Source organism: Sporosarcina sp. Y838 (genome assembly GCF_056786515.1).
The window spans coordinates 256,849-282,613 of record NZ_JBXCJD010000001.1 but is presented as its reverse complement, the minus strand read 5'-3'; the positions used below and the strand labels follow the sequence as shown (position 1 = coordinate 282,613).

The following is a 25,765-nucleotide window of genomic DNA, read 5'->3' as shown; positions in this document are numbered from 1 at the left end:
TCGTTAGATTGCGCTTATTGCGTCGACAATACACTATTGTTATTTAAAACCTTCTCAGCTCCATGTGCAATTGCTGGAGGAAATGTTAGTATAAAGGTCGTACCCTTACCAACTTCACTTTCGACAGCAATCATTCCACCATGTTCTTCGATTATTTTCAGAACAAATGGCAGCCCAAGTCCTGTTCCATTCGATTTGGAAGTAAAAAACGACAAGAAAACCTGCTTCACTTGCATCGCATCCATTCCTTTTCCAGTGTCGGTAACCTTTAAGATTATTTTTCCTGAGCTATCCAAATCCAAGGAAGTTGTAAGTATGCCTCCAGGAGTCATTGCTTCAAGTGCATTTTTAAACAGATTCAGAAGAATTTGCTTAATTTTATCGGGATCGCCGAAAATCAATGACTCTTGAATAGCTCCTATTTGTTGCGATATAGTGATGCCATCCATTAAAGCTTTCGGTTGGATAACCTCAATCATATCTGCAACGAGGAGTTCCAAGCAGAAGGTCATCTTCTTGTTCATGCTGGGCTTTGAAAGGATAAGCATTTCTGTCAATATCGATTCCATCCTAAGAACTTCTTCATCAATGACATTTAAGTACTTCATCGTGTCAGATGTTGCTGAAATCTTAAGTAATTGAACAAAACCTTTCATGGTCGTCATTGGGTTCCTAATTTCGTGAGCGATACTTGCTGCTAGCCCACCTAGAGTCGATAATGATTCTGAATGCGCCAAATGCTTTTCTATAGCAACCTTTTCTGTATGATCTCTCATCCGTATCAGATACGTTTGAGTCTCACTGTCGAATGAAGTGATAACGTTATAATATCTACTATCTTGAAGTGAACGCTCATACATGACTGTCATTTCTGCACAGCTATAAAGTCTTATGCTTTTAAAGTAATCAATCAGTATTTCATTTTCTACATTCAATAATTCTAAGACTACATTAGCCGGCTTTCCTACAAAATAATCTCTTGGTAAATTAAAAAATTCAGAGTGCATCTCATTTACGTCACAGATTGCTCCTTGAATGTCCGTGAATATCAAAAAATTGTCTGAACTACGGAAAGCATTTATATATGTTTTTTCTGCAATATCCGGAAAAATCTGTGGAATATCGAATAGTGCAATCGTTTGTTGGACATCTTCAAGATACATCAGATGCATTTTAACAGCACATATTCTGCCTACTAATTGAATATTTAAGTTTAATGTCTTATCCTTAAATTCAGTAACAAGATTTGTTTTATTGTCCCACAATTCATTAGTCGGACCAACGAGGTAATCACGAATATTATTCTTTTCACTAGTGCCACAGTTTTTCCTGAATGATTTATTTGCATATAAAAGCAAACCCTTATTATCAAAAACTGTACCCGAATTGTTTGCATTATCCAACATGAAAGTTATGTGTTGCATTACTTTTCCCTTTTTACAGTTCAAGCGTACGCCCCCTGTTCCCGTTTCAAAACAATATGAAATATGACAATGATTCATGCTGAAATATCAAATTTTTACAATAATCACCTTACTTGGATTATTCCATATTTAGGTTGCATTATAAATAGATCTTTGTACCTATATTTAATTTTTTTCGAATTATATGATGAAGTAGATAAAAAAAGGAGCTTGTTCATGAACATTATACTATCAACGCTTAACGCAAAATATATACATACGAATCTAGCCGTACGTTGCTTGAAGGCATTTGCAATGCCTGAGTACAATTCGGTTATTGCAGAATATACAATAAAAGATCCTACAATGAATATTGTATCAGATTTATACCAAAAAAATCCGGATATTGTTGGATTCAGCCTTTATATTTGGAACATTGAAGAAACCATTAAAGTGATACGCATGTTAAAAAAGGTCAAACCCGATGTAAAAATTATCGCAGGCGGACCTGAAGTGACCTACGATTATGATTATTGGCTGGAGCGTGTTCCCGAAATTGATGTCATCGCCATTGGTGAAGGAGAAAGAACTTTTAAACATCTACTGGATGTCTTTGCTGGAAATGCCGATATAACCGCAGTCCAGGGTATTGCTTATAGACAAAATAATCAGCTAAAAATTACAGCACCCGGTCCAAAACTGGACTTGCGCGAACTCCCCTCACCTTTCAAGTTCAACGAGGATATATCTGACCTTGGTAAAAGAGTGACATATATAGAAACGAGCCGCGGATGTCCTTTTTCTTGTCAATTTTGTCTGTCATCCATTGAAGTAGGTGTCCGCTATTTCAACCGCGAGTCGATTAAGGATGACATACGCTATTTGATGGAACATGGTGCTAAAACAATAAAATTTGTCGACCGCACGTTCAATATTAGCAGAAGCTATGCAATGGATATATTTCAATTTTTGATTGATGAACATAAACCGGGTACCGTCTTTCAGTTTGAAATTACGGGCGACATCATGCGTCCCGAAGTTATTGATTTTCTCAATGAAAACGCGCCCGCAGGACTATTCAGATTCGAAATTGGCGTTCAATCCACTAATGATTTAACAAACGAGTTAGTACAACGGCGACAAAACTTCGAAAAACTTTCACGAACAGTCAATATGGTGAAAGCGGGTGGAAAAATCGAGCAGCATCTGGACTTAATCGCTGGGCTGCCTGAGGAAGATTATCAATCTTTCCGCAATACCTTCAATGAAGTTTTCGCCATGCGCCCGGAGGAATTGCAACTCGGCTTCCTAAAACTGCTACGTGGAACGGGATTGCGCATCCAAGCCGAACAGTTCGGATATGACTTTATCGATGAAGCACCCTATGAGATCTTTTCAAATAACGTATTGACGTTCGATGATATCTTACGTATCAAACAAACCGAAGACGTCCTTGAGAAGTATTGGAACGACAATCGTTTACCAAGAACAGTCGAGTATGTTGTCTCTGAAGTCTTCGAAACACCATTCGACTTCTTCCAACAGTTTGGATCCTATTGGGAAAATCGGGGCTGGTCAAGAATTGGACATCAATTGGAGGATTTATTCATTCGATTGCATGATTTCCTTATGGAAGATGGCAGTGCAGACATGGATATCGCACGAAGTCTTCTAAAAATGGACTACCTTGCTCATCATAAGTTCCAACCGCGAAAAATATGGTGGCAAGATGATATGCCGATTGAGGAACGGTCTTCCATTGAACAACTCCTTCTAGAAAATCCTGCTTTACTAGGAGATTCGTTTAGTTCTTTAGGCTTGAATGCAAGAAATATACGAAAACAAACTTTCATCACACCTATAGCAGTCCAACCTGAAGACGTTGAAATTGGTGTTGTCCAGAATGCTACTGGATATCTCATAACTGTCTTCAGACATGATGATACACCGCAACTCATGTTTTTAGAAAAGTCACTGGTCCATTGAATAAAGGCTGCCCCATCTTGATATGGGACAGCCTTTTTTTCTTACACTGTGGGAAGCTAATTTGATGTTTTTTTGCTTTTAACGCTTTTATTTTCATCCAATAATGACCCGTTCTTTCGGGTACTGATAATGCAAACTTTTCGTTTTTCCTCCTAATGTGTAGAGGAACGATATAAGCCCTACTCGTCCGATGAACATAAGAATCATAATAATCCCTTTCCCAACTACAGAGAGATCCGACGTAATCCCTAGCGACATTCCACACGTTCCAAATGCAGAGGTTATTTCAAACAACAAAGCAACAACTGGGACGCCTGGTTCTGTAATAAGCAACACTAGAAGTGCTGTCATAACCATTGCCAATGCTAGAATAATTACAGCAAATGAACGGAAAATATCTATTAATTTAATTTGCCGATGAAAGACATTAATAACCTGATTTCCACGTGCAAAGTTGATGAGGAATAGGAGTGCAACTGCAAATGTCGTTGTACGGATTCCACCACCTACGGAACTCGGCGATGCGCCGATGAACATCAACGAACTTATGAAAATATCGGTCGCTTCACTGAATTTCGTTATATCATACGTTGTCAGTCCCCCAGATCTCGATGACACTGAATGAAATAACGCGGTAAATATCTTCTCATGCCACGCCATCCCTTTAAATGAGTTTACAGATTCCAATATGAAAATCATTAATGCACCAAAAACGAGTAAAATACCAAATGTGATTGTCGTTATTTTGGTAAACAATGAAAAACGGAAATGAGGAACTTTTTTAGAGAAGAAGCTTTTGACTTCGATGAGAACAGGGAATCCGATTGCACCTAGTATTATCAAAATCATCGTCAATGATTGAATGAAGTAATCATTAAAATAACCTGTTAACGAAGTGCCTGTTAGATCAAATCCAGCATTTGTGGTTGCTGAAACAGACATAAACATACCGTTTAGAAACGCTTCGCTGAACGAATCATAATAACGCATGATATACATTGTAAAAATGAGTCCGCCAATAATTTCAATTAAGATTATTATTTTCACAATTTCTCTTATGAGATGAACGAGTCCGGCGAGGTTGTATTGATTATGTTCGACCATAATTAGCTGTCTTTCACGCAAACCTATCTTTTTTTTGACGAGCAGCCAAAAAAATGTACCTATCGACATAATTCCTATCCCGCCAATTTGTAAAACCAACATCAACATACAAATCCCGAAAACTGAGTATGTATTTACAATACTGATAGGTGTCAGACCCGTAACGCTTACTGCACTGACGGCGGTAAACAAACTATCAATAAAACTCACCTTTACGCCAGGCAAGTAAACGCCTGGAAGATTCAGAAGTAATAATGAGAATGCAATGGCCAGAAAATAATAAAACACAATTACTTGGGCAGGTGTGAACCTGCGTAAATTCTCGCGATTGAATTTCACTCTTATCCCCGCTCCTTTCACCACTGTAGAGGTGTCGTACCTATTTTAGAGAAGTTGCACGAAAAAAGAAAGTACGAACTTTTTATAAACAAAAAAACAGCCGTACAAATGCACGACTGTCCTTAAAATCAAGCTTTATTCTTATTTTGTCGAATCCCTGCTAAGTAACCAAAAACTGCAATTCCAACGAGGACAATCCAGAACGTTGTTTTCCATAATGCTGAATGTGGGAAGCTTTCAGCAAGGATACCCACGCCTGGATGCGCTAATGTAAGAACAAGTAATTTGACACCGACCCATCCAACGATAAGAAATGCTGCTGTTTCTAATGAAGGGAATTTTTCTAACAGAGTAACGAATTGACGTGCTGCAAATCGCATGATGACTAACCCAATAATTCCACCTAATAGCATGACAGTGAACTGTCCACCATTAATACCACCAACTTGGAAGTTCCCAAGCTCAGGCAACGTTACAGCAAGTGCAACCGCCGCAAGCATTGAATCAAGCGCAAATGCAATATCCGCAAGTTCGACTTTCACAACCGTCATCCAGAAACCAGATTTTTTGCGTACTTTCGCATCGGGATGTGGATCTTCATCTTTTCGCTGATCAATGAGGCTTTTAATCGAGATGAATAAAAGATATGCTGCTCCAAGTGCTTGAATTTGCCAATAGTTCACAAGGATTGTAATCATAAACAATGCTGCAAAACGGAAGACAAATGCACCAAATAATCCGTAGAAGAGTGCTTTCTTTTGTTGATCGCGCGGTAAGTGCTTAACCATAACTGCCATAACAACCGCGTTATCTGCTGCTAGTAATCCTTCTAATACGATAAGTACAACGAGTACCCATGCGTATTCCAATAATATTGCGTCCAAATCGATTCCTCCTAATTTTTCACGAATAAAAAAGACCCTCACCTAATAAAAGGCAAAGGTCTCGCTAAGTCGGAATTTTAGTCTTGTAAAAATCCAGCTATCATAACCGATGGCACAAGCCACGTATTGACGACTATGAAATAGGTTTCCCTATAGCTACTCCCCCTTGACAAAAAGTCAAAAGTTATTAAGTTCGGGTGCTTTTGATTTATTATAGCATAGTTCGACCAAAAGTAAATTATAAGGCTTCCTACTTTTATTTGATATTCGCTATTTTTCTTATATAGAGCTCTCGATAGATGGAATGGACTTCAGGAAGTCCTGCTAATACCGCTTCGACGCTTTGTGGATGCCTCCCGCGATAAGCCAGAAAGGAAACCACTTTCAGTCTTATCGCTCCGGCTACCACGAAGACGCGCCTTCGCTGGATAGTCTCTATGTAGGAAAGCGTATTTCATTATCGGGGAAAAGGCATTTTGCATGGAGTGCGTCTTTCTTCAATGAAATTAATATCAAATAGTAATCACATTATAATCTCAGTCCATACATCTCAAAATCACTTTCAATAAAGTACACCCCAGCGCAGGCGCGGCAAAGTGGTAGCCGAAGCCCTGAGACTGGATGCGAAGCGTTAATCCAGGCTTAGGGCCAGAGGCATCCCAAGAGCGCCAAGCGGTAGATATTCCACACTCCGAATTACAACTCTCTCAAGAATATACATACCAGTGCCGCTGATGATTCAGCTGGATTCTTTATTTCAACATATATCGTCATTAATATAATTTCACTTTGACAATTGTAAATGAGTTTATGTCCTGCCCCCCTATTTTACATTTGTATGCCAAAAAATGCCTCCTTCGAAAAGGAGACATTTCCATTATTTCTTCTCAACCGCTCGTTTTCTCGTTTGTCGATCAAACAGGCTGTAGATGATGGGTACAACATATAGCGTTAGCAATGTCGAGCTCAGTAAACCACCAATCACTACAATTCCCATCGGTTGGTTCATTTCTGTCCCTTCGCCTATACCTAGTGCCAGTGGCAGCAGGCCAAGAATAGTCGTTAGTGCAGTCATCAGGATTGGTCTAACCCGATCCCTGACAGAAACAACGATAGCATCATATGAGCTTAGCCCCGCTTCTTTTCGCTGATTAATATACTCAACAAGGACAATCCCATTATTAACGACAATCCCGACAAGAACGAGTATACCAATAACCGCTGTTACACTAATTGGCGTATTCGTCAAAAACAATCCAAGTCCTACGCCAATAATCATAAGTGGTACGGAGAACATAATCACAAATGGATACTTAAATGATTCAAATTGTGCCGCCATTACAATATAAACGAGGACAACAGCTAGCAGGATTGCCATAATCATATCATCAATGGCACCTTCAAATAACTCCCTGTCACCGCCGAATGAAACATCTATCTCTTCAGGTAACTTTAGGGTATCAATCGTATTATTTACTTTTTCAGTCATATCCCCAAGCGACTGGGACGATATATATTTCACATTGAATGTAACAGAGTGCGCCTGGTCGACTCGCTGTATGGAAACAGGTCCTTCTGCAATATTAATTTTAGCAACTTCACCTAGCGACACAAAAGTTCCAGCAGGCGTTCGCATTTTTATATTTTTCAACCGTTCTATGCTATTACGGAATTTCTTGTCGTATCTAACATAGACACCGTAAACTTCTTCATTTTCTCCAATAATTTGGGTCGCAAATGAACCACGCGTAACGTCGTTGACCGTTTGTGCAATTTGATAAGGTGCTAATCCTTTTTCAGATGCTTTATCTGGATTCACTTCGATTTGTATCTCTTCCACGGTATCTTGAAGATTATTTGTTACTTCAGTTACTGAGTCAAGGTCGGCCAATTTCCGATTCAACTTCAATACTGCATCATTGAGTTGTTCTTCATTTGTATCTTTCAATGAAAACGTCAATGTATTCGGACTTGAGCCCGCGGCGGTCTGCAAGTTAAAGCTAACTTTCGCATCATCACCGATTTCCTTCAATACCTCAGGCTGTACATCATCGACGAATTCGAAAACAGAACGTTCACGATCTGCAAGAGGTAACAGTTTTACAGATATTTCTGCACGATCTGCTTTTGATGTGCCTTGAGCTATATCCTGTTGCGTTCCGCCAACTAGACTGACATATACCTCTACGTCACTTTCCTTTTTCAATTGTGTTTCGATTCGCTTCACAACTTCATCCGTCGTAGTTGCAGATGAACCATTCGGCAGCTTCACCGAAACACTTACAAATCCTTCATCTGTTGAAGGCAGGAATTCTGTTCCGACTTTGGTCAAGGCTAAAACGCTAAGTAGTAGAACGACTACTGTAAATACCAGAACAACAGAACGATATTTCAACGACCATTTTACCGAGCGTTCAAAGTTGTTCAATTTTTTAGATCGACGTCTTCTCGCTTCCATGTCGGCCTTCGGTTTATTGAGTAAACGACTTGCCATCATTGGTACAACTGTTAAAGCAACAATAAGCGATGCAAATAAGCTGAAGGAAATTGTTAAAGCGAATTCAGTAAATATCTGTCCTATCAAACCGCTGATGAAAACAACCGGTACAAATACAGCTAGCGTCGTTAATGTTGACGCTATAATCGCACCGCCAATTTCCTTCGTCCCTTCAGATGCAGCTTGCTTTGGCTTTTTCCCCATAGTGAGATGCCGTTCAATGTTTTCAATAACGATAATCGCATTATCGACGAGCATTCCGATACCTAATGCAAGTGCACCCAATGTCATAATATTTAGCGAGAAGTTCGCAAAATACATGAGGACGAAAGTGACAATAACCGAGTATGGAATTGCAATTCCAATAATAATTGGGCTCTTGATGCCTCGAAGGAAAAAGAATAAAACGAGCATCGCAAAAATACCGCCTAGTATTAGAGATTGGCCAATATTTCCGATGGCAAGTTTCACATAATCTCCTTGGTCAAACAAAATATTTGACTCGACTCCATTGAATTCTTCTTTCTCTAAAAGCTTGTCAAGCGCTGTTTTGAATGCTGTAGATACTTCCGCAGTATTTGCACCCGATTCTTGCAATACGGACATTAAAACTGCCTGCTGATCATTTGCACGGGTTTCTGTTCCGGTCTCAGACTCTACAAGCGCAACGTCCGCTACATCGGCTATTTTTATCTTTTTGCCACTGAGTGGATTTGTTCCTACTGTGACGCCACGGATATCTGAAATGGACGTGAGCGTGCTGACAATACGTGTTGTCAATAACATTCCGTCTCTAGTCTCGATTGGTTCACCCGGCATCGATACATTATTCGCCTGGATCATTTGCACGATACCTGCTTGGTCAAGTCCATTTGCCACAATTTTGTTCTGATCTAGAATAATTTGGACTTCTTCCATAAGTTGACCTGAAACAGAAACACTCGCTACTCCTTTTGTTCTCCGTAATTCTGTTTCCAACTGTTCGGCAATCTTTCGGACATCAATGTCTTCCGTAGTAGAATGCAACGACAATTGAATTACCGGAAACTGGGCCGGGTCAAACTTCATGAATCTGGGTTTATTTGCCCCGTCAGGAACCGGAACTTGATCGACCCGCTGCATGATATCGAGTTGGACTTCATCAATGTTCGTCGACCAGTCAAACATGAGTAGGATGAAATTTGCCCCTTCCTGGGAGGTAGACTGCATTGATTTCAAACCAGGTGAAGTTGAAAGACTTGCTTCAAGCGGTTTAGTTAATTTCTCGCTCACTTCAGCCGGAGATGCGCCTGGATAACTAGAAACTACGACTGCAATTGGCGGGTTCAATTCCGGAATTAGTGTTACTGGAATGCGAAAAAATGACACAGCTCCGAGAATGATGATTAGAAACATTGTCACAATTGTAAATACAGGTCTTTTAATAGAAAAGTCACTGATTTTCATTTACATTTCCCTCTCCCCAAATAATTCTTTATTTCAATCATAGTTAAAGATTGACACTTCTTCAAACATGAGCCACTATCATCTGCTCTTTTATCAAAAGGTCGAACCTCAAAGAACCTGAGGTCTGAAACTAGAAACGATCAATTTAAACTTATCGTTTCCTATCCATAAAAAAACCGACAAAACGGAAAGACCGTCCTGCCGGATTAGCGGATTATAATAGACTATATAACTCAATATCTGGATACTTATCGTGGAACCACCGCATCGCAAAGTCGTTTTCAAACAGGAATACTAATTTATCGTGGCGGTCTTTTACGAGCATTGCACGTTGACCCGCCATTGATTCTTTGACATCACTTTCATTAACAATCCAACGTGCCACTTTTGAACCGACGTGCTCCATACGTACCTCGACATTATACTCATTCTTCATCCGATGCTCGAATACTTCGAATTGAAGCTGACCAACTGCCCCTAAAAGTACATCCTCGGTGTGGAGCGTCCGGTAATATTGAATTGCGCCTTCTTGTACAAGCTGGAGAATCCCTTTATGGAAATGTTTGGACTTCATGACGTTTTTCGCGGTTACCCGTACGAAAAGTTCCGGTGTAAATTGTGGAAGCGCATCAAAAATGAAGTTAGATTTACCGCCAATTACTGTATCACCGATTTGGTAGTTACCTGTATCATGGAGCCCAATAATATCTCCGGCAACTGCTTCATCCACAGTTTCACGATCATCTGCAAGAAACTGTGTTGTCTGTGTCAGTTTGAATGTCCTTGAAATTCGTGGAACTGTTACGTTCATTCCACGTTCGAATTTACCTGAAACAATACGGACGAATGCGATACGGTCTCGGTGCATTGGGTTCATATTCGCTTGAATCTTAAAGATAAACCCTGAAAACTCTTCCGAATACGGATCGATTTCTGTTTTATCTTTTGTTATTCGCGGTTGTGGAGGCGGTGAAAATTGTAAAAATGTTTCTAAAAATGTTTGTACACCGAAATTTGTAAGTGCGCTGCCAAAAAATACTGGCGTTAATTCGCCAATTGCAATTTTCTCTTCATCGAAATCATTTCCTGCTTCATTTAAAAGAAGGACATCTTCGATTGCCTGCTTGTAATACGAAGTTTCCATCATCGGATGCGGTTCTACGAGGCCACCCTCGTCATTTATAGCAAGGAAACGGTTTTCATCGTTGACACGAACCTGTTCAATACGCTGATTAAAACGATCATAGATACCTAGGAACTCTTTGCCCATCCCAATTGGCCAGTTCATGGCGTAAGACTGTATGCCAAGAACTTCTTCCAACTCTTCCATTAATTCAAGCGGTTCTTTCCCTAAGCGGTCCATTTTGTTGATAAATGTAAAAATCGGAATTCCACGCATACGACATACTTTGAATAGTTTAATCGTCTGCGGCTCAATTCCTTTCGCCGAGTCGACCATCATAACCGCTGCATCAACTGCCATAAGCGTACGGTAAGTATCTTCACTGAAATCCTCGTGCCCGGGTGTATCCAAAATATTAACGCGTTTTCCATCATAATCGAATTGCATAACTGATGAAGTGACCGAAATCCCACGCTGTTTTTCAATTTCCATCCAGTCAGACGTTGCAAATTTACCAGACTTTTTCCCTTTTACTGTTCCAGCATCACGAATTGCGCCGCCAAAATAGAGAAGTTTTTCTGTAATTGTCGTTTTCCCGGCATCCGGGTGAGAAATGATTGCAAAGGTACGACGAGACGCAATTTCTTCATTTATAGGTTTGTCCATTATATAGCATCTCCTTCTGTTCTGCTTTTCTTAGCATAAGTTTATCATAGTGTAAACCGCAGTAGATCATTTGAATAAATGCCGTTGCATCCAGGTCTACAAGCATTCAACAAAAAACCAGTGTATTAAAGTTTATTATACCGTTTCATGGATCAATTACGCCTCGGCGTAATTGCGTCCAGATTTTGAATCGAGCTTGCTCGATTAACTCCTTTCAAAATCTGTGACATCCGCCGGAGGCTTTATCAGGGAGGAATTGAACTTCATTCCTCCTAATTCAGTGGGCGTTTGGACACCCGCTGAACAGGAAAAAAACTGCATTCATCTCCCACCTATGGAGGTGAGAGTCTTCTGCTGAATAAAGATAAAAGGTTTAAACAGGCCCGCACCCAAAAATACACAAAATAAAACGACCTTTCCGTAATTGGATTGGTCGTTTTATTCCTCCATCACCACGATACTATTACTTCTGATTTTAACATCATCGCGATGAGCACGCAATCATAAATGTCTGTTTTCCCCATCCGCGTGTCTTCCTTCGTCCTATTTCTTTTGTTTAAAAACCAACAAATCTACAACCACTTTCATAATCAGTCAACTTCGGTTAGCTTCGAGCCTTGTGCATCCGTTATTTTTACATTTAGTGGTTTCCGTATTACCGTCACTTTCATCGACTTTTTTATACCAGCTTAAATCTGCTAGATGTTCTCGAAACAACAGTGACATAGCATGCTTCTCAGCGCTTTGATCTATCACGTTAAAGCTACTCCTTTACTGCTCTGATTTCCTACCATTGCAAAGTAAATAGATATTAGCTCTTCCGTCCTGTTGCGCAGCCGCATGTTCATGTAGCGTCTTTTGTCTTCATAGCCACCATGGAAAAAGGCATACTCAGTAAACGTACCGTCTTTCCCTTGTTTAATTAACTTTAAATGTTCACTTCGGGCATAGAGATTCGTTTCTTTTAATTCGGCTCGGACGATTTTTAGTGCACTATCAATAATTTCTACATAAGGCTTTTTCAATTTAAATGAGCCTGGTCTCTCTCTAAAATTGTTATAACCATTGGTAAGTAAATCATATTTTCAAAATGCGGTAATGCATCTGATGGAATAAACGCCATTAGATTACCCTACTCTCCTTACGAATGATGGGAACAAGTGCCAGTACATTATCAATAATAAAAGTACGTTTGGATCCTCGAAGATGACAATAAGCTCGGAAGGATACCTCACCAACCTGTATGACTTTGATTCTTCGCTTACTGATTGAACCATCTTTAGCCATGTACATCATATCCAGTGACTCGTTGTACTCCATTGACTTCAATAATTGACCACGCACATTCGTTCCCCCTTTTCACTCACTATACAGAATGTATGTTCGCTTTGCAAGCAAATAAAAAGCATCTTGTGAGAGATGTTTTTAGTTACGATCACTATTTAGATGAACGACCTTTATGCACTGTGTACGCCCATTAAGAAACGTTCAATTTTAGATAAAAAAATAACGCCGAAGCGTTTAATGATATAACTATTTATAGTTCAATACGCTACGCCAGATGGGTATGAAACATAATCACAAGAAAAGAGATGACAACTTTAAATTTCATATCTTTAATTATTTTCATATCACCACATCCTATGTCTAGAGTATTGGTACATTTAAAGATTAACACGCCTTTATTAAGCCATTTTGAATGGAGCGTAAATGTTTTGTAAATATTCTCAAAGCCGCCTATCACTTTTCTATTGCATGAACAAAAAGAACGCCCGGATGGACGTTCCAATGAGATGGTAGTGCAAAAAAAGTTCCTAAAGTCAGGACCAAGCTAACTTTCAATTAATTAATAAATAACCCTGTACCAAACTTCTTTTCCGCTTCTTCTAGCGCGATTTCTGCATCAGAATGCGGATGTTTTATAGAGCCGATAATTTGAAAGTCCTCATGCCCTTTTCCTGCAAATATGATGATGTCTTCAGAATTTGCGACTGAAACTGCGTGACGCACAGCACTTGGTCGATCACCGATACATGCATACTGCTTATGCAGCATGCCAGCTTCCAATTCAGACAGGATTGACTCGTACGGCTCGTCTCTCGGATCGTCTGTCGTTAAGACAACATAATCAGCAACAGATGCTTTTTCCGCCATGATTGGACGTTTAATCCGATCGCGGTTGCCTCCTGTCCCTATGACGAAGATAAGACGGCTTCCTTCCTTCTTATATGGGAGGACTGCAGCAATCGCTTTTTCAATCGCATCCGGCGAATGTGCGTAGTCGACATACATCGTTAGCGGCAATTGTGTCGGTACTTGTTCCATTCTACCTTTGACGGCTGAAATCTTCCCTAGGTAATTTAGGATATCCTCTATAACCATTCCTTTAGCGTATAGAGCAGCGATTACAGCCAATGCATTGTAGACACTGAATTCGCCTATCAAATTCATAGCGACCCGGAACTCCCCATCAGGTGAAGTTAGTTTAAATACCGTTCCGTTTGCTGCAAGCTCGATATCCGATCCACGAAATACCGCTTCATTTTGAATGCCATATGTAAAGGCTGGGTAAGAAGTCATTTCCAGTAGCTTATTGGACCATTCGTCATCCGCGTTAATGACTGCAAATTTCCGTTTCTCCATGTCTTGTCCTAGTTGTGAAAACAATAAACCTTTTGCATAACCGTAGTGATCCATCGTGCCATGGAAATCGAGATGGTCATGCGTTAGGTTTGTGAAAACAGCAATATCGAATTCCGTTCCTGCTAAACGACCTTCTACGAGTCCGTGTGAGGAAACTTCCATCGTCATTGTTGTACAGCCTTCCTCCAATGCACGGGCAATCATTCCCTGTGTCGTCAGTACGTCAGCTGTTGTATTTTCAGTTTCATATAGTGTTCCATTCAACTCAAAGCCAATTGTTCCAGAAACTGCTGATACTTCACCTGCTTGCTGGAGTATTGCTTGTATGATGCCACTCACGCTAGTCTTTCCGTTCGTCCCTGTTACACCAATCATCGTCAGCCGTTTTGAAGGATAGCTGTAAAACCGTGGTGCCAACAAACTGATAGCCCGTGAAGTATTTTCAACCATCACGCAAGCAACTTTAGTCAAATCGACGTTGACGGGTTTCGAAGCAACGATAACGCGTGCTCCATTTTCAATGGCTTTATCCACAAACTTATGACCATCCACTGTGAACCCTTCGATACAGACGAAAATCCCTCCCGCACTTACCGAACGTGAATCTACCGCAATATCTGTCACAGTTGGTGGGAGTGTCCCTGTTATTTGTTTAATAGGTAAGATTGATAGTAAATTTTTTGTATCCATAAAAACCCTCCATTTAATCTATCATTGCTGAAGTCACGTATGCTCGTAGCAACTGCGCAGACGCTTTCAGTGAATCGGTATGTGTCCGTTCTAAAGCATGAGATGATTCAATTCCTGGACCGAATAACGCATGCTTAACGTCGAATCCCGCATGAATTGCAGCAGATGCGTCTGATCCGTAATACGGGTAAATATCGAGTTTGAACGGAATATCCCCTGCTTTACACAAATTCGATAAGTGCTGCGTCAATGCATAATGATACGGTCCGCTTGAATCTTTTGCACAAATTGAAACCGTATATTCATCCGAGGTTTGACCATCTCCAATTGCGCCCATATCGACCGCTATGTACTCAACTGTTTCTTCTGGAATATTAGAGTTTCCACCATAGCCGATTTCTTCATTATTGGAAATATAAAAATGCGTCGTATGCGGAAGTTGTAATTTTTCTTCTTTTAATGAACGAATCAATCCGAGCAAGAGAGCTGTACTCGCTTTGTCGTCAAGATGACGTGATTTAATGAATCCACTTTCTGTCGTTTCAAAACGCGGATCAAATGAGACAAAATCGCCAACTTCGATACCCAGTGCACGTGTTCCATCTGCTTTCGTCACTTTTTCATCTATACGTACTTCGATATTATCTGCGCTTCGTTCAGCTGTTCCGGCATTTTTATAAACATGGACAGACGTCTGGTGCATAAGAATTGTTCCCCGTACTTCTTTCCCTGAAGCTGTATGGATGAGGCAATATTCCCCTTCCACTGCATTCCATCTGAAACCGCCAATCATATCCAGCTTCAAACGACCATCGCTTTTAATTTCTTTAACCATTGCGCCAAGTGTGTCCGTATGTGCTGTGAGCAGGCGATGACGTGAAGTATTAGAACCTTCAATCGTAGCGATGATAGCTCCTTTATTTGTCTTCTTGTAGGATACCCCGATATCGCTCAGTTCTTGCTCAATTAGCTCCATCACTTTTTGTGTATATCCCGATGGACTAGGTGTTTCAACAAGTCTTTTAAGTAGCGTAACAATCTGTTTTTCATCAAATACAGTTTGCATTTTCAAGTCCCCTTTCTTCCCCTTCAAAAGTAGCCGACTTTTCGAAGTTTTACATCATATATTTTAAGTATAATGTAGATTTACCGAGGTGCCTAATGGAATACTTTTGTTCTAACTTTTTTCAATTCATAGTACCATTCATAGTCAATAGCTAACGTTTGATTGTTGCCGTTTCTCACACCTTAAAGAATAGAAAACCGCTATCCATTATCGGATGAGCGGTTTTACTATTTTCAGCTTATTGCCGTATGGTGGAAATGCAAGTGACATTGGAATGGTTGTACTTTTTTTCATCATAGACTTGGCATGCGTAAATGTATCAAAACTAGCTTTTCCATGATACGAACTCACTCCGGAAGTACCGACTCCGCCAAATGGTAAGTTGACGTTTCCAACATGCGCAATTGTGTCATTTATACATCCACCGCCGAACGGAAGGTTTTCAATGAAGTAGTCAGCAGCTCGACTATTCTCAGTAAAGAAATATGCGGCCAGTGGTTTCGGCAATTGACGGATCCGTTGAAGCGCATCGTCAAGGTTATCATATGTCAAAATCGGTAAAATCGGCCCAAAAATTTCATCCTCCATTGAAGCACTATTCCAAGATATATTATCAAGAAGTGTCGGTTCAATGAATAAGTCAGAACGGTCAGAATTCCCTCCGCTTATTACATGAGTTCGGTCCGTATCAATAATTCCGGCGAGTCGGTTGAAGTGTTTTTCACTGACGATTCTTCCGTAATCTGGACTTTGCGAAATATCTTTTCCGTAAAATTTACGAATAGATGATTGAATATTTTTAATTAGTTGTTCTTTGACAGTATGATGGACGAGAAGATAATCCGGTGCAACACATGTCTGTCCAGTATTCAAAAATTTACCCCAAACAATTCGCTCAGCCGCTTTTTGTAAATCAGCTGTCTGATCAACAAGCGCCGGACTTTTCCCGCCGAGTTCAAGCGTAATCGGCGTTAACCTTTCCGCCGCAGCTTTCATAATAACTTTCCCAACGGCCACACTTCCGGTAAAGAAAATATAATCGAATGAAGCGTGGATGAGTGCTGACGTTTCTTCCTGTTCTCCTTCTACGACTCGAATATAATCCGGCGCAAAAGTTTCCGTCAGTATTTTATTAACGACATGCGCAGTATGAACAGATGTCTCAGAAGGTTTAACGATGGCGCAATTCCCACCTGCAATCGCTCCGATAAGTGGCTCCATAACGAGCTGAAATGGATAGTTGAAAGGTCCAATAATAAGGACGGATCCATAAGGTTCATGAACGATGAAGCTTTTCGCAGGTTGAAGGTGGACAGGCGTTTTGACTGATTCCTCTTCCATCCAGTCTTCTAAATGTTTAATCATATTAGTAATACTCGATAGGACAAATCCAATTTCCGTCACATAGGACTCAAAAGAGCTTTTACGCAAATCTCTATGCAAGGCTTCCGTGATTTCTACTTCATTGGCGGTAATCGCTTCCTTCAGCTTACCGAGCATTTCTTTTCGGAATGCAGCGCTCCGTGTCTTCCCAGTAAAATAAAATGAGCGCTGGGAAGATATCATCGATTCTACGTCTTGTGCAGTAAAATTCATGTTATCCCTCCATATTCTATTTCTTATAATCTTAAATATAATAGGTAGAGGTTGCAATCATTATGCTAAAAGAATATCAATCACTTTTTGTATCTCAAGACCTTCTTCGAATGAAACAAGCAACGCATCTTCCCCGTTCACGGCTGCAATACATTCATCCACAAGCGTTTTCACTGAATCAGAAGAAGTCAATATCTCAAAAGGACTGTCTTTTAATGCCATGCTAAGTTCCGACCAATTGCGCAGTTTCAGAACACCTTTATCTCCATATACTGTATAAGACAGTTCTTCTTGTTGGCCGATTCCTGAAATGCCGTTCAGGAGGAATGGTATGTCGCCTACCGTATCGCCAAATGCAATGACGCTCGTTTCCGCAAGCGTTTCATCTATAGGATAAGTGGTCTGGTGGGAGATGATTTCCAGTTCACCAAACATCCTGTACATAAGCTGAAGATAATGCGGGAATACTTCTCGTGTAAAGCCACCTTGTTCACGTGAAGCAATCCATGGATTTTGCTGCCAAACGCGTGGCCAATGTGGAAAATAGGTTTGCAACTCAATTCGAACAACTTCACCGATTTCACCTTCATTAACAAGTTTCATCATATGCCTGACTGATGGACTGTAGATCAATGGAAAATGCATTGCTGTTTGAATCGACTTGTCCGCCGCGGCTGAAGACATAACCAATCCATCTGCAACATTATGTGCAAGCGGTTTTTCACAAAGTACATTCAAACCTTGTGCAAGCGCTTCCGTACTAAGAACAGCATGCGATACAGGCGGAGTTCCAATATAGACCCAGTTCGGTCTCAATGCGAGTACCTCTTCATAAGAGGATGCCGCATAAAGCCCATATGTATTCGCCATTTCTTGAAGACGTTTGTCATTTTCATCAAACAGCGCCACAATGAGTGCAGCATCATTGTTACGCAATTGGTTAATAATCCGTTCACCGACAATTCCTGTGCCGACGATTGCAAATGTAGTCTTATTCATCTAGACAACCCCTTTTTGAAAGTTCGTTTTTACAAAGCTAATATCAATTACGCCTCGGCGTAATTGCGTCCAGATTTTGAATCGAGCTTGAGGCCTACAGGATGTAGGTCATGCAACCGTTGCCGCAGGACGCGGCGATCTTAGGTTGCCTTCATTGACTCCTTTCAAAATCTGTGACATCCGCCGGAGGCTTAATCTTTATTCAGCGGGCGTTTGGATACCCGCTGAACAGGAATTAAACCCCATTCACCTCCAACCTATGGAGGTGAGAGATGAATGCTGAATAAAGATAAATAGGTATTAGGATTCCTTTACACGCCTTCACGTTTTGAATGACAGCAATGAAGGGAATAGAAAATTTAAACAGCAAAGAATCTAAAGGAGGAAATGGACATGACAACAACTGATACTTGGTGGGAAACAATCTTTGAAGGTAATCTTTCATCGGGAATAAATAAAGAACGTCTGGTTGAACTTGAAGAAGAAAATTTCCTTTATTTTGATGAGGTGCAACAAATCGAAGAACCCATACACTGATAACGAATTCCACATACTAATTCATGACACTAATTTAACATGGACCATACAACAGCTTTTCCAGTAATTTACCGGGAAAGCTGTTTTTAAATATGGTTTACTCGATACTGTGCCATAGATAAAGTGCAGCATAACTTAAATAGGGTGTCCAATCAGGAAAATGAACAAGCATTTCATCGATCGTAGGCTTGCGGTCCATTCCCCATAACTTTTTCAATGCATTTTGTAGACCAATATCCGCCAATGGGAATAAATTCGGACGCCCAAGACCTGACATGAGAAAACTTTGCGCCGTCCATGGACCCACTCCACGATATGCAACCAATTCCGATGTCACTTCTTCATCATCCATTAGCGTAAATCGCTCAAGGTCCAGCTTCCCCTTTGCAATCGCTTGCGACAGTCCGATGACATATTCAGCCTTACGTGAACTAAACTGCAATTCACGCAGAGTGGAGACATCTAGGGACGCAATACGTTCAGGGGTGGGATAGCGCCAGACACCATCCAACTCACTACCAAACGTTTCCACGAAACGCTTGGTCAATGTATGCGAAAAGGAAAGGTTTAGTTGCTGATGAATAATACTTTTCATTAAAGTTTCGTACAAAGAAAAACTTTTTATAAGCGGCGTTCCTTCATATTCGAGGAAAAGTGCTCCAAGGTCCGTATTTGCAAAATGATTCCCGATGGCATCCAGCGGTTTATCAAAGTGAAAAATTGACTTAACCGTTTTAACTTGATTTTCATCAATCGCTTCTTCTATGTTAAATGAAGGGAATTGTTTTGTGCCTGTACTTTGTAAGTGGACAATATTCCCTTCCTTCATGGGAATGCGAACTGAACAACTATGCAAATCCACCGTATTTACAGGGTCTCTTGCAAGTCGCGCAATTGCTCGATCAAAATCGTAAACGAACGGCAATGAGAATTGAACGTCGATTAAAAACACCTCTTTCTTCATGATTCTATCGTTTATTATACGCTAGTAAAATAGTTTCCCAAAAAGTATTGACTTCCTCTACAGATTGGTTATAATAGAACTTGTGCAGTAAGCAGAAGCACTACTTAAATTCCCGGTTCCGTAGCTCAGCTGGGAGAGCACTACCTCGACAAGGTAGGGGTCGCTGGTTCGAGCCCAGTCGGGACCATTGGGTGTTAAACCCGAAAAAAGCCTTTAGGAACAAAGGTTTTTCTAAAAGCATCATCCTTCATTGGATGGTGTTTTTTTGTTTTTGATAATAATATTTAAATTCTTCCTTATGTATAGGGGCGGGTTCGGAGTATGGAGTGTAGACCGCTTCCCGCGCTGGGGAGTTCGATATCGAGAGAATTGAAAAATTCGAAGTGTGAATTCGCAGATCGCTTGGCGCTTTGGGGATACCTCTCGCCATGATCCTGGATATGTGCTTCGCATCCAGTCTCAGGGCTTCAGCTACCCCTTTGCCGCGCCTTCGCTAGAGTTTCCATTATTGATAGAGCTGTTAATTCAGAGTGTACATTTTAGATCGCTTAGCGCTTTAGGGATGCCTCTGGGGAACTGAAAAAGTTCTATACTATATCACTTCAATCCATTTTTCTTTAAGGTCTCCTCTTGCATCTTCGCTTTTTTACTTAAACGGTAGCTATTTTTGTATACACCGTATAATGCGATGGCAAATGGAATTGATGCCATTAGAAATGTTTCAAGTGCTGTTATCGATTCCTGGTCAAACCATTCGAATTTGACGTTTAGAGTACCCAAATATAAGAGTAACGCTGACAGCCATCCCCCGAATAACGCGACAAGCTGTTTTAGTTTTTCTGCATTCATTATTATACCTCCTTTATCCTATAATTCTAAGACCCACAAACACGAAAGTTAGATATGGCCTGTATTACTATCGTATTCACTATAATTTCTTTCATTTCCGCTCCACGCCCGATTCTTTTCCTATTCCGAAATATATCTACAACACTGCATTAGATCGATTGAATGCAGAGGGTAATATCTTCAAAAAATGCAAGGAACTTTCCCCCAATGAAAAATTGGATTCCGAACGCAAAAAATCCCTTCGCCTATTAGCGAAGGGATTTCCACTTTAAAAAACATTTATGTGGTTTTCAATTCTAGTCTTTGTGCAAGTAGAGACAAAGCGTAATTCACAACGAAGTACATAAGGGATATTAATATAAAGATTGGAATTACTTCGTTTGGAAAGTGTGCTTGAATGATTTTTGCATTATGAAGCAACTCCGGAAGCGCTATAACAACTGCAAGCGATGTATCCTTTAGAAGTGATATAAACTGACTAACAAGGTTTGGTACCATTCTTCGAAGTGCTTGCGGCAAAATAACAGTTCTCAACGCTTGAACATATGTAAGTCCTGATGAACGTGCTGCTTCCATTTGCCCTTTTTCAATAGAATTCAATCCACCACGGACAATTTCAGCTAACATCGCTGATTCAAAAACAGTCAATGCCACAATAGCGGAAACAGTTATGCTGAGATTAATACCCATCTCTGGCAGTGCAAAATAAGTAAATAATATGATCAGAAGTAGTGGCAAGTTCCGGATTGTTTCCACAACAACCGCTAGTAATTTTGAAAGGATAGGTATTTTAGCAAATCGTAAAGTTCCGATTGCCCCACCTATTATAAAACTGAAAAAAATTGAAATAAAAGCAACTTTTAACGTAACATAAAAACCTTCCATTAAAAATTTAAGATTATCTGGACTAAATGCACCTGAAAAATCCATTATGACACCTCCTTAATGGCTATTAGCAAGACGTTTTTCAAGATAAGATACGCCTAAGCTTAATGGAATGGTTATGATTAAATAAAATAAAGCGACAAATATGTACACATCAAAGACTACATAAGTTTTGGCCGAAATAAGGTCTGCTTGATACATCAGTTCCGTACCGGCTATGAGCGCCAAAATAGATGAGTTTTTCACTAAATTAATAAATTGGTTACCAATAGGAGGTACTACAATTTTAATAGCTTGAGGTAGGATGATTATTCTCATTGTTTGAGCATAGCCTAAACCTGACGACCTTGCAGCTTCCATTTGCCCTTTGGGAACAGACAAAATACCTGAGCGAATCGCTTCTGCGATAAAAGCAGACGTATAAATAGTCAATCCAATTGTTCCTGCAGTAAATCCTGAGAGCTGTAGTCCCAAGGACGGAGTCCCAAAATAAAAGAAAAACACAATAACGAGTAGTGGAATATTCCGGAAAAACTCTACATAAGCTGTGGCTATCCAACGAAGCGGTGCAAACGGAATAATTCTCATTACCGCGACGATAGCACCAATCAAAAAGCTTCCAATTAATGCGATAAGACTAATTAATAACGTAACTTTAAACCCATCCCAATACATATCGAAATAATTTATTAGAATTGAGAAATCCACAATCTTTCCACCTCACTTAATTCAATCAGGATGGGCAATAGATGCCCATCCTGATTGATCAAACTATTTTGTGAAACTATACATTGCCAATATAGAAACACCCTTTTACTTCAACAAACCTTCAAACCAACTGTTATAAACAGTATCGAATTCACCGTTCGATTTTAGTGATTCAAGCGAAGTGTTAAGCGCATCTAAAAGTTCTTTTTCACCTTTTTTCACAGCAATCCCATAAGGCTCTTCTGTAAATTGTTCACCAACTAATTCAAATGAATCATCTTCAGAAGCCATTCCTGCAAGGATTGAGTCATCTGTTGTTAATACTTCACCTTTTCCAGCTTTAAGTGCAGTGAAAGCTTCTGCATAGTTTTCAAATTCTAAGACGGGTGCATCTGGAGCTGCTTCACGTATATTATCAGTAGAAGTAGACCCTTTTACAGCAATTACAGTTGTATCTTTTGTAAGGTCGTCAGTACTTTGAATAGGACTTCCTTTTTTCACAAGAAGAGATTGACCTGCATTGAAATATACGTCTGAGAAATCAACTTCTTTTGCACGTTCTTCTGAAATTGTCATTGTCGCGATAATTGCATCGATATCGCCTTTATTCAATAATGGAATTCTTGTTTTAGATGTTACTTCTACAAATTCAACTTTCGTTTCATCGCCTAGGATTTCTTTTGCTAATTGCTTAGCAACATCGATATCAAAACCTTCAACTTCTCCTGTAGCTGGATCTTTTAAACCAAATAATTTCGTGTCGTATTTTACACCGAACACAATTTTATCGCGTTCTTTAATTGTATCTAGTACATTTTTCCCTTCTGTTGCATCACTCGCTGCATTGTCGTCCTCCGAATTACAAGCTGCCAAAAGCATAACTGACATAATTGCAGTAATCGTTAATAAAAGAATCTTTTTTGTTTTAAACATATCAACATCTCCCCTTTTGTTTTTAATGATTTAATATACGGCTGAGAAAGACTTGAGCTCTTTCTTCTTGCGGGTTTTCGAAAAACTCAACCGGAAGTGCCTCTTCTAAAATTCTGCCTTGGTCTATGAAGACAATTCGATCTCCAACTTCTTTGGCAAATCCCATTTCATGTGTGACAACCACCATCGTCATACCTTCTTTTGCAAGCGTTTTCATGACATCCAATACTTCACCGACCATTTCCGGGTCAAGAGCAGATGTAGGTTCATCAAAAAGCATGATGTCCGGTTTCATAGCAAGTTCTCTCGCAATTGCGACGCGTTGTTGTTGTCCCCCAGATAATTGCGATGGATAGGAAGATGCTTTGTCAGGAATTCCTACCTTTTCTAAGTAATACATCGCAGTCTTTTTTGCCTCTTCTGCTGATTGCTTCAAGACATTCATTGGAGCTAGTGTAATATTTTGAAGAACAGTTTTGTGTGGATACAAATTAAAGTGTTGGAAAACCATTCCAATGTTTCGTCTCAATTTGTTAATATCCGTTTTCTTGTCATTGACTACGGTATCATTCACGGTAAGCGTTCCTTCGGTAATTGTCTCAAGCCTATTTATGCATCTAAGTAACGTACTTTTCCCAGAGCCCGATGGACCGATGATGACAACTACTTCTCCATCTTTCATAGTGAGATTAATATCTTTAAGAACTTGAAAATCTCCATAATATTTATTGACTTGTTCAAATGAAATCATGCCTTACCCCTTTCTAACAACTTCGAACTCAAAAAGAACTGAGTTCATCGAATCATTTCCAATTTCTAAATTGTCATGCATGTATGCCATTCTATCTATTCACAATTTAGTTGTCAACTTGATTTTTTGAAAACGGTTACATTTGATATAATTACATCACGATTAGTACACTTTCAAAGTTATATCTTATTCTATTGAATGAACCTCCTTAATACAAAAAAGCCCGAAAGGTTGGTTTAAACCTTTCAGGCTTTCATATACGTTTCGTTATGTTTGTGCACCTTTCACTTTCGTTTCAGGCATTGTTTCATCAGGTCTGATATCTTCGAAGGTTTCGCCGGCTTCTTGTAAATCACGCGTTCTGTGTGCAATTCTTGACGATGCACAAGCAGCAATACTGGCAACGAGATCGTCAAGGAACGTATGGATTGCTTTTCCTTTTACTGTATCCAGTTCATTAATAATTCCTATTTTATTTTTGTCAAGATGACCGAATGTCGTTACTGCAATGGATCCATATGTAAATACGGCACCAAGTGCGATTGTTTCATCGACTCCGAAGAGTCCTTCATCCGATTCAACAATTTGTTGTAAGGGTGCGGACAACTTACCTTGTTCAGCAAGTTCATCCAGCTCGATTCCCACTAAGATTGCATGTTGGAGTTCACGTTTTCGGAGTACACCTTCAACAGATTCAATACAGTGATCCATTGTGAGGCCTTTATTGTAAGGATATTGCATTTCGTAGACAATTTCTGCAACCGATTCAAGCGTTACACCGCGTCGGTTCAAAGCTGCTTTCGTTGCATCAGTTACAACTTTTGAATGAACTACCTTTTTGTCGTCATGCATTACTGTTCAACCCCTTTTGTAAGTAATATATAAACTTAACACAACCATTATACCTGACCTTGCCGATATGATACAATTTCACTATATACGCATTTTTAGGAGGTTTCATCTTGAAGAACGGTAAAATAGAGGACATAACAATCTATAGTAAAGAACTTGATGAGGAAATGCAGTTACTTATTCATTTACCACACAATTATTCCCCACTATATAAGTACTCAGCTCTAATCGCATCCGATGGAAAAGACTATTTTCAGTATGGACGAATTGGACGAGTCATCGATGGGTTGCTTGAAAAAGAAGAAATAGAGAACGTGATTGTCGTTGGCGTCCCTTACAAGAGCGTCCAGGAACGAAGGCGCATGTATCATCCTGAAGGTGATCGACGAGAAGCATACATCCGATTTTTGGCCCACGAGCTTGTCCCTTTTATCGATGATAATTACCCGACTTATCAAATAGGCACAGGCAGAGCACTCATAGGAGATTCACTTGCGGCTACGATCTCCCTATTAACTGCTTTGAAATACCCTAATATATTCGGAAGAGTACTTCTCCATTCCCCTTATGTCGATGATTTGGTACTGGAAAAAGTGGAAGCTGCAAAAGATTCTTCTTGTTTCTCGATTTATCATGTGATCGGAACTGGAGAGAATGAAGTGTCCACACAGGTTGACGGTGTCCAGGACTTTCTTACACCCAACCGGACATTAAACGAGTTGATTGTACGAAAAGGGTTTCCATACTATTATGAAGAATTCGACGGAAATCATACTTGGAAGTATTGGCAACCCGATATCCCCCGCGCTATAAAAATGGTATTTGGCCATTAAGTCAGTCTAAA

The 25,765-nt window shown here is 40.0% G+C and carries 21 protein-coding genes and 1 tRNA gene; 4 read left to right on the top strand and 18 right to left on the bottom strand.

The window, feature by feature from the left end; all coding sequences use genetic code 11:
* Positions 1–14: 14 nt before the first annotated feature.
* Entirely contained in the window at positions 15–1,448 is a 1,434-nt protein-coding gene (locus AC1TO4_RS01330; protein WP_482103844.1) for an ATP-binding protein, read from the bottom strand.
* Between the two features lie 192 nt (positions 1,449–1,640).
* On the opposite strand from AC1TO4_RS01330, the gene AC1TO4_RS01325 reads away from it, so the two are divergent.
* Complete coding sequence (locus AC1TO4_RS01325) at positions 1,641–3,389, top strand: B12-binding domain-containing radical SAM protein (protein ID WP_482103843.1); 1,749 nt, start codon at positions 1,641–1,643, stop codon at positions 3,387–3,389.
* Between the two features lie 93 nt (positions 3,390–3,482).
* Here AC1TO4_RS01325 and AC1TO4_RS01320 read toward each other — a convergent pair whose 3' ends face one another.
* The 10 genes from AC1TO4_RS01320 to AC1TO4_RS01275 form a co-directional block, all read right to left on the bottom strand.
* Complete coding sequence (locus tag AC1TO4_RS01320) at positions 3,483–4,832, bottom strand: TrkH family potassium uptake protein (RefSeq protein ID WP_482103842.1); 1,350 nt, start codon at positions 4,830–4,832, stop codon at positions 3,483–3,485.
* Between the two features lie 128 nt (positions 4,833–4,960).
* A complete protein-coding gene (locus tag AC1TO4_RS01315) occupies positions 4,961–5,716 on the bottom strand; it encodes a TerC family protein (RefSeq protein WP_482103841.1) in 756 nt (251 codons plus the stop codon).
* Positions 5,717–6,593: 877 nt separating this feature from the next.
* Complete coding sequence (locus AC1TO4_RS01310) at positions 6,594–9,659, bottom strand: efflux RND transporter permease subunit (protein ID WP_482103840.1); 3,066 nt, start codon at positions 9,657–9,659, stop codon at positions 6,594–6,596.
* Positions 9,660–9,873: 214 nt separating this feature from the next.
* Positions 9,874–11,448 carry a peptide chain release factor 3 gene (locus AC1TO4_RS01305; protein WP_482103839.1) on the bottom strand — a complete coding sequence of 525 codons (1,575 nt, stop codon included), beginning with the start codon at positions 11,446–11,448 and terminating at the stop codon, positions 9,874–9,876.
* A 752-nt stretch (positions 11,449–12,200) separates the two neighbouring features.
* Positions 12,201–12,473, bottom strand: coding sequence for a YhjD family protein (locus tag AC1TO4_RS01300; protein WP_482103838.1), 273 nt, complete (start codon positions 12,471–12,473; stop codon positions 12,201–12,203).
* A gap of 97 nt (positions 12,474–12,570) precedes the next feature.
* Entirely contained in the window at positions 12,571–12,792 is a 222-nt protein-coding gene (locus AC1TO4_RS01295; RefSeq protein WP_482103837.1) for a transcriptional regulator, read from the bottom strand.
* Between the two features lie 498 nt (positions 12,793–13,290).
* Entirely contained in the window at positions 13,291–14,781 is a 1,491-nt protein-coding gene (locus tag AC1TO4_RS01290; RefSeq protein WP_482103836.1) for a UDP-N-acetylmuramoyl-L-alanyl-D-glutamate--2,6-diaminopimelate ligase, read from the bottom strand.
* 13 nt (positions 14,782–14,794) lie between these two features.
* Positions 14,795–15,847 (bottom strand): M42 family metallopeptidase, encoded by a 1,053-nt coding sequence (locus AC1TO4_RS01285; protein ID WP_482103835.1) that lies wholly within the window; start codon positions 15,845–15,847, stop codon positions 14,795–14,797.
* Between the two features lie 207 nt (positions 15,848–16,054).
* Positions 16,055–17,443, bottom strand: coding sequence for an aldehyde dehydrogenase (locus tag AC1TO4_RS01280; protein ID WP_482103834.1), 1,389 nt, complete (start codon positions 17,441–17,443; stop codon positions 16,055–16,057).
* Between the two features lie 60 nt (positions 17,444–17,503).
* Complete coding sequence (locus AC1TO4_RS01275) at positions 17,504–18,442, bottom strand: Gfo/Idh/MocA family protein (RefSeq protein ID WP_482103833.1); 939 nt, start codon at positions 18,440–18,442, stop codon at positions 17,504–17,506.
* Between the two features lie 393 nt (positions 18,443–18,835).
* Here AC1TO4_RS01275 and AC1TO4_RS01270 point away from each other — a divergent pair, with 393 nt between their 5' ends.
* The gene (locus tag AC1TO4_RS01270) at positions 18,836–18,979 is read left to right on the top strand and encodes a hypothetical protein (RefSeq protein WP_482100265.1); all 144 of its coding nucleotides are present in this window, start codon (positions 18,836–18,838) and stop codon (positions 18,977–18,979) included.
* A 97-nt stretch (positions 18,980–19,076) separates the two neighbouring features.
* On the opposite strand, the gene AC1TO4_RS01265 is transcribed toward AC1TO4_RS01270, so the two are convergent.
* Positions 19,077–19,943 carry a DNA-3-methyladenine glycosylase family protein gene (locus AC1TO4_RS01265; RefSeq protein WP_482103832.1) on the bottom strand — a complete coding sequence of 289 codons (867 nt, stop codon included), beginning with the start codon at positions 19,941–19,943 and terminating at the stop codon, positions 19,077–19,079.
* Between the two features lie 114 nt (positions 19,944–20,057).
* On the opposite strand from AC1TO4_RS01265, the gene AC1TO4_RS01260 reads away from it, so the two are divergent.
* Positions 20,058–20,130, top strand: a tRNA-Val gene (locus AC1TO4_RS01260).
* Between the two features lie 410 nt (positions 20,131–20,540).
* Here the strand turns inward: AC1TO4_RS01260 and AC1TO4_RS01255 are convergent.
* The 6 genes from AC1TO4_RS01255 to AC1TO4_RS01230 form a co-directional block, all read right to left on the bottom strand.
* The gene (locus AC1TO4_RS01255) at positions 20,541–20,792 is read right to left on the bottom strand and encodes a phage holin (RefSeq protein WP_482103831.1); all 252 of its coding nucleotides are present in this window, start codon (positions 20,790–20,792) and stop codon (positions 20,541–20,543) included.
* A 279-nt stretch (positions 20,793–21,071) separates the two neighbouring features.
* Positions 21,072–21,722 carry an amino acid ABC transporter permease gene (locus AC1TO4_RS01250; protein WP_482100262.1) on the bottom strand — a complete coding sequence of 217 codons (651 nt, stop codon included), beginning with the start codon at positions 21,720–21,722 and terminating at the stop codon, positions 21,072–21,074.
* Positions 21,723–21,734: 12 nt separating this feature from the next.
* Complete coding sequence (locus AC1TO4_RS01245) at positions 21,735–22,385, bottom strand: amino acid ABC transporter permease (protein WP_482103830.1); 651 nt, start codon at positions 22,383–22,385, stop codon at positions 21,735–21,737.
* A gap of 105 nt (positions 22,386–22,490) precedes the next feature.
* The gene (locus AC1TO4_RS01240) at positions 22,491–23,318 is read right to left on the bottom strand and encodes a transporter substrate-binding domain-containing protein (protein ID WP_482103829.1); all 828 of its coding nucleotides are present in this window, start codon (positions 23,316–23,318) and stop codon (positions 22,491–22,493) included.
* Between the two features lie 22 nt (positions 23,319–23,340).
* Positions 23,341–24,069, bottom strand: coding sequence for an amino acid ABC transporter ATP-binding protein (locus AC1TO4_RS01235; protein WP_482100259.1), 729 nt, complete (start codon positions 24,067–24,069; stop codon positions 23,341–23,343).
* Between the two features lie 267 nt (positions 24,070–24,336).
* Positions 24,337–24,921, bottom strand: coding sequence for a phosphatidylglycerophosphatase A family protein (locus tag AC1TO4_RS01230; RefSeq protein WP_482100258.1), 585 nt, complete (start codon positions 24,919–24,921; stop codon positions 24,337–24,339).
* A gap of 110 nt (positions 24,922–25,031) precedes the next feature.
* Between AC1TO4_RS01230 and AC1TO4_RS01225 the strand changes: the two genes are divergently transcribed.
* Entirely contained in the window at positions 25,032–25,754 is a 723-nt protein-coding gene (locus tag AC1TO4_RS01225; RefSeq protein ID WP_482103828.1) for an esterase family protein, read from the top strand.
* Positions 25,755–25,765 lie beyond the last annotated feature (11 nt).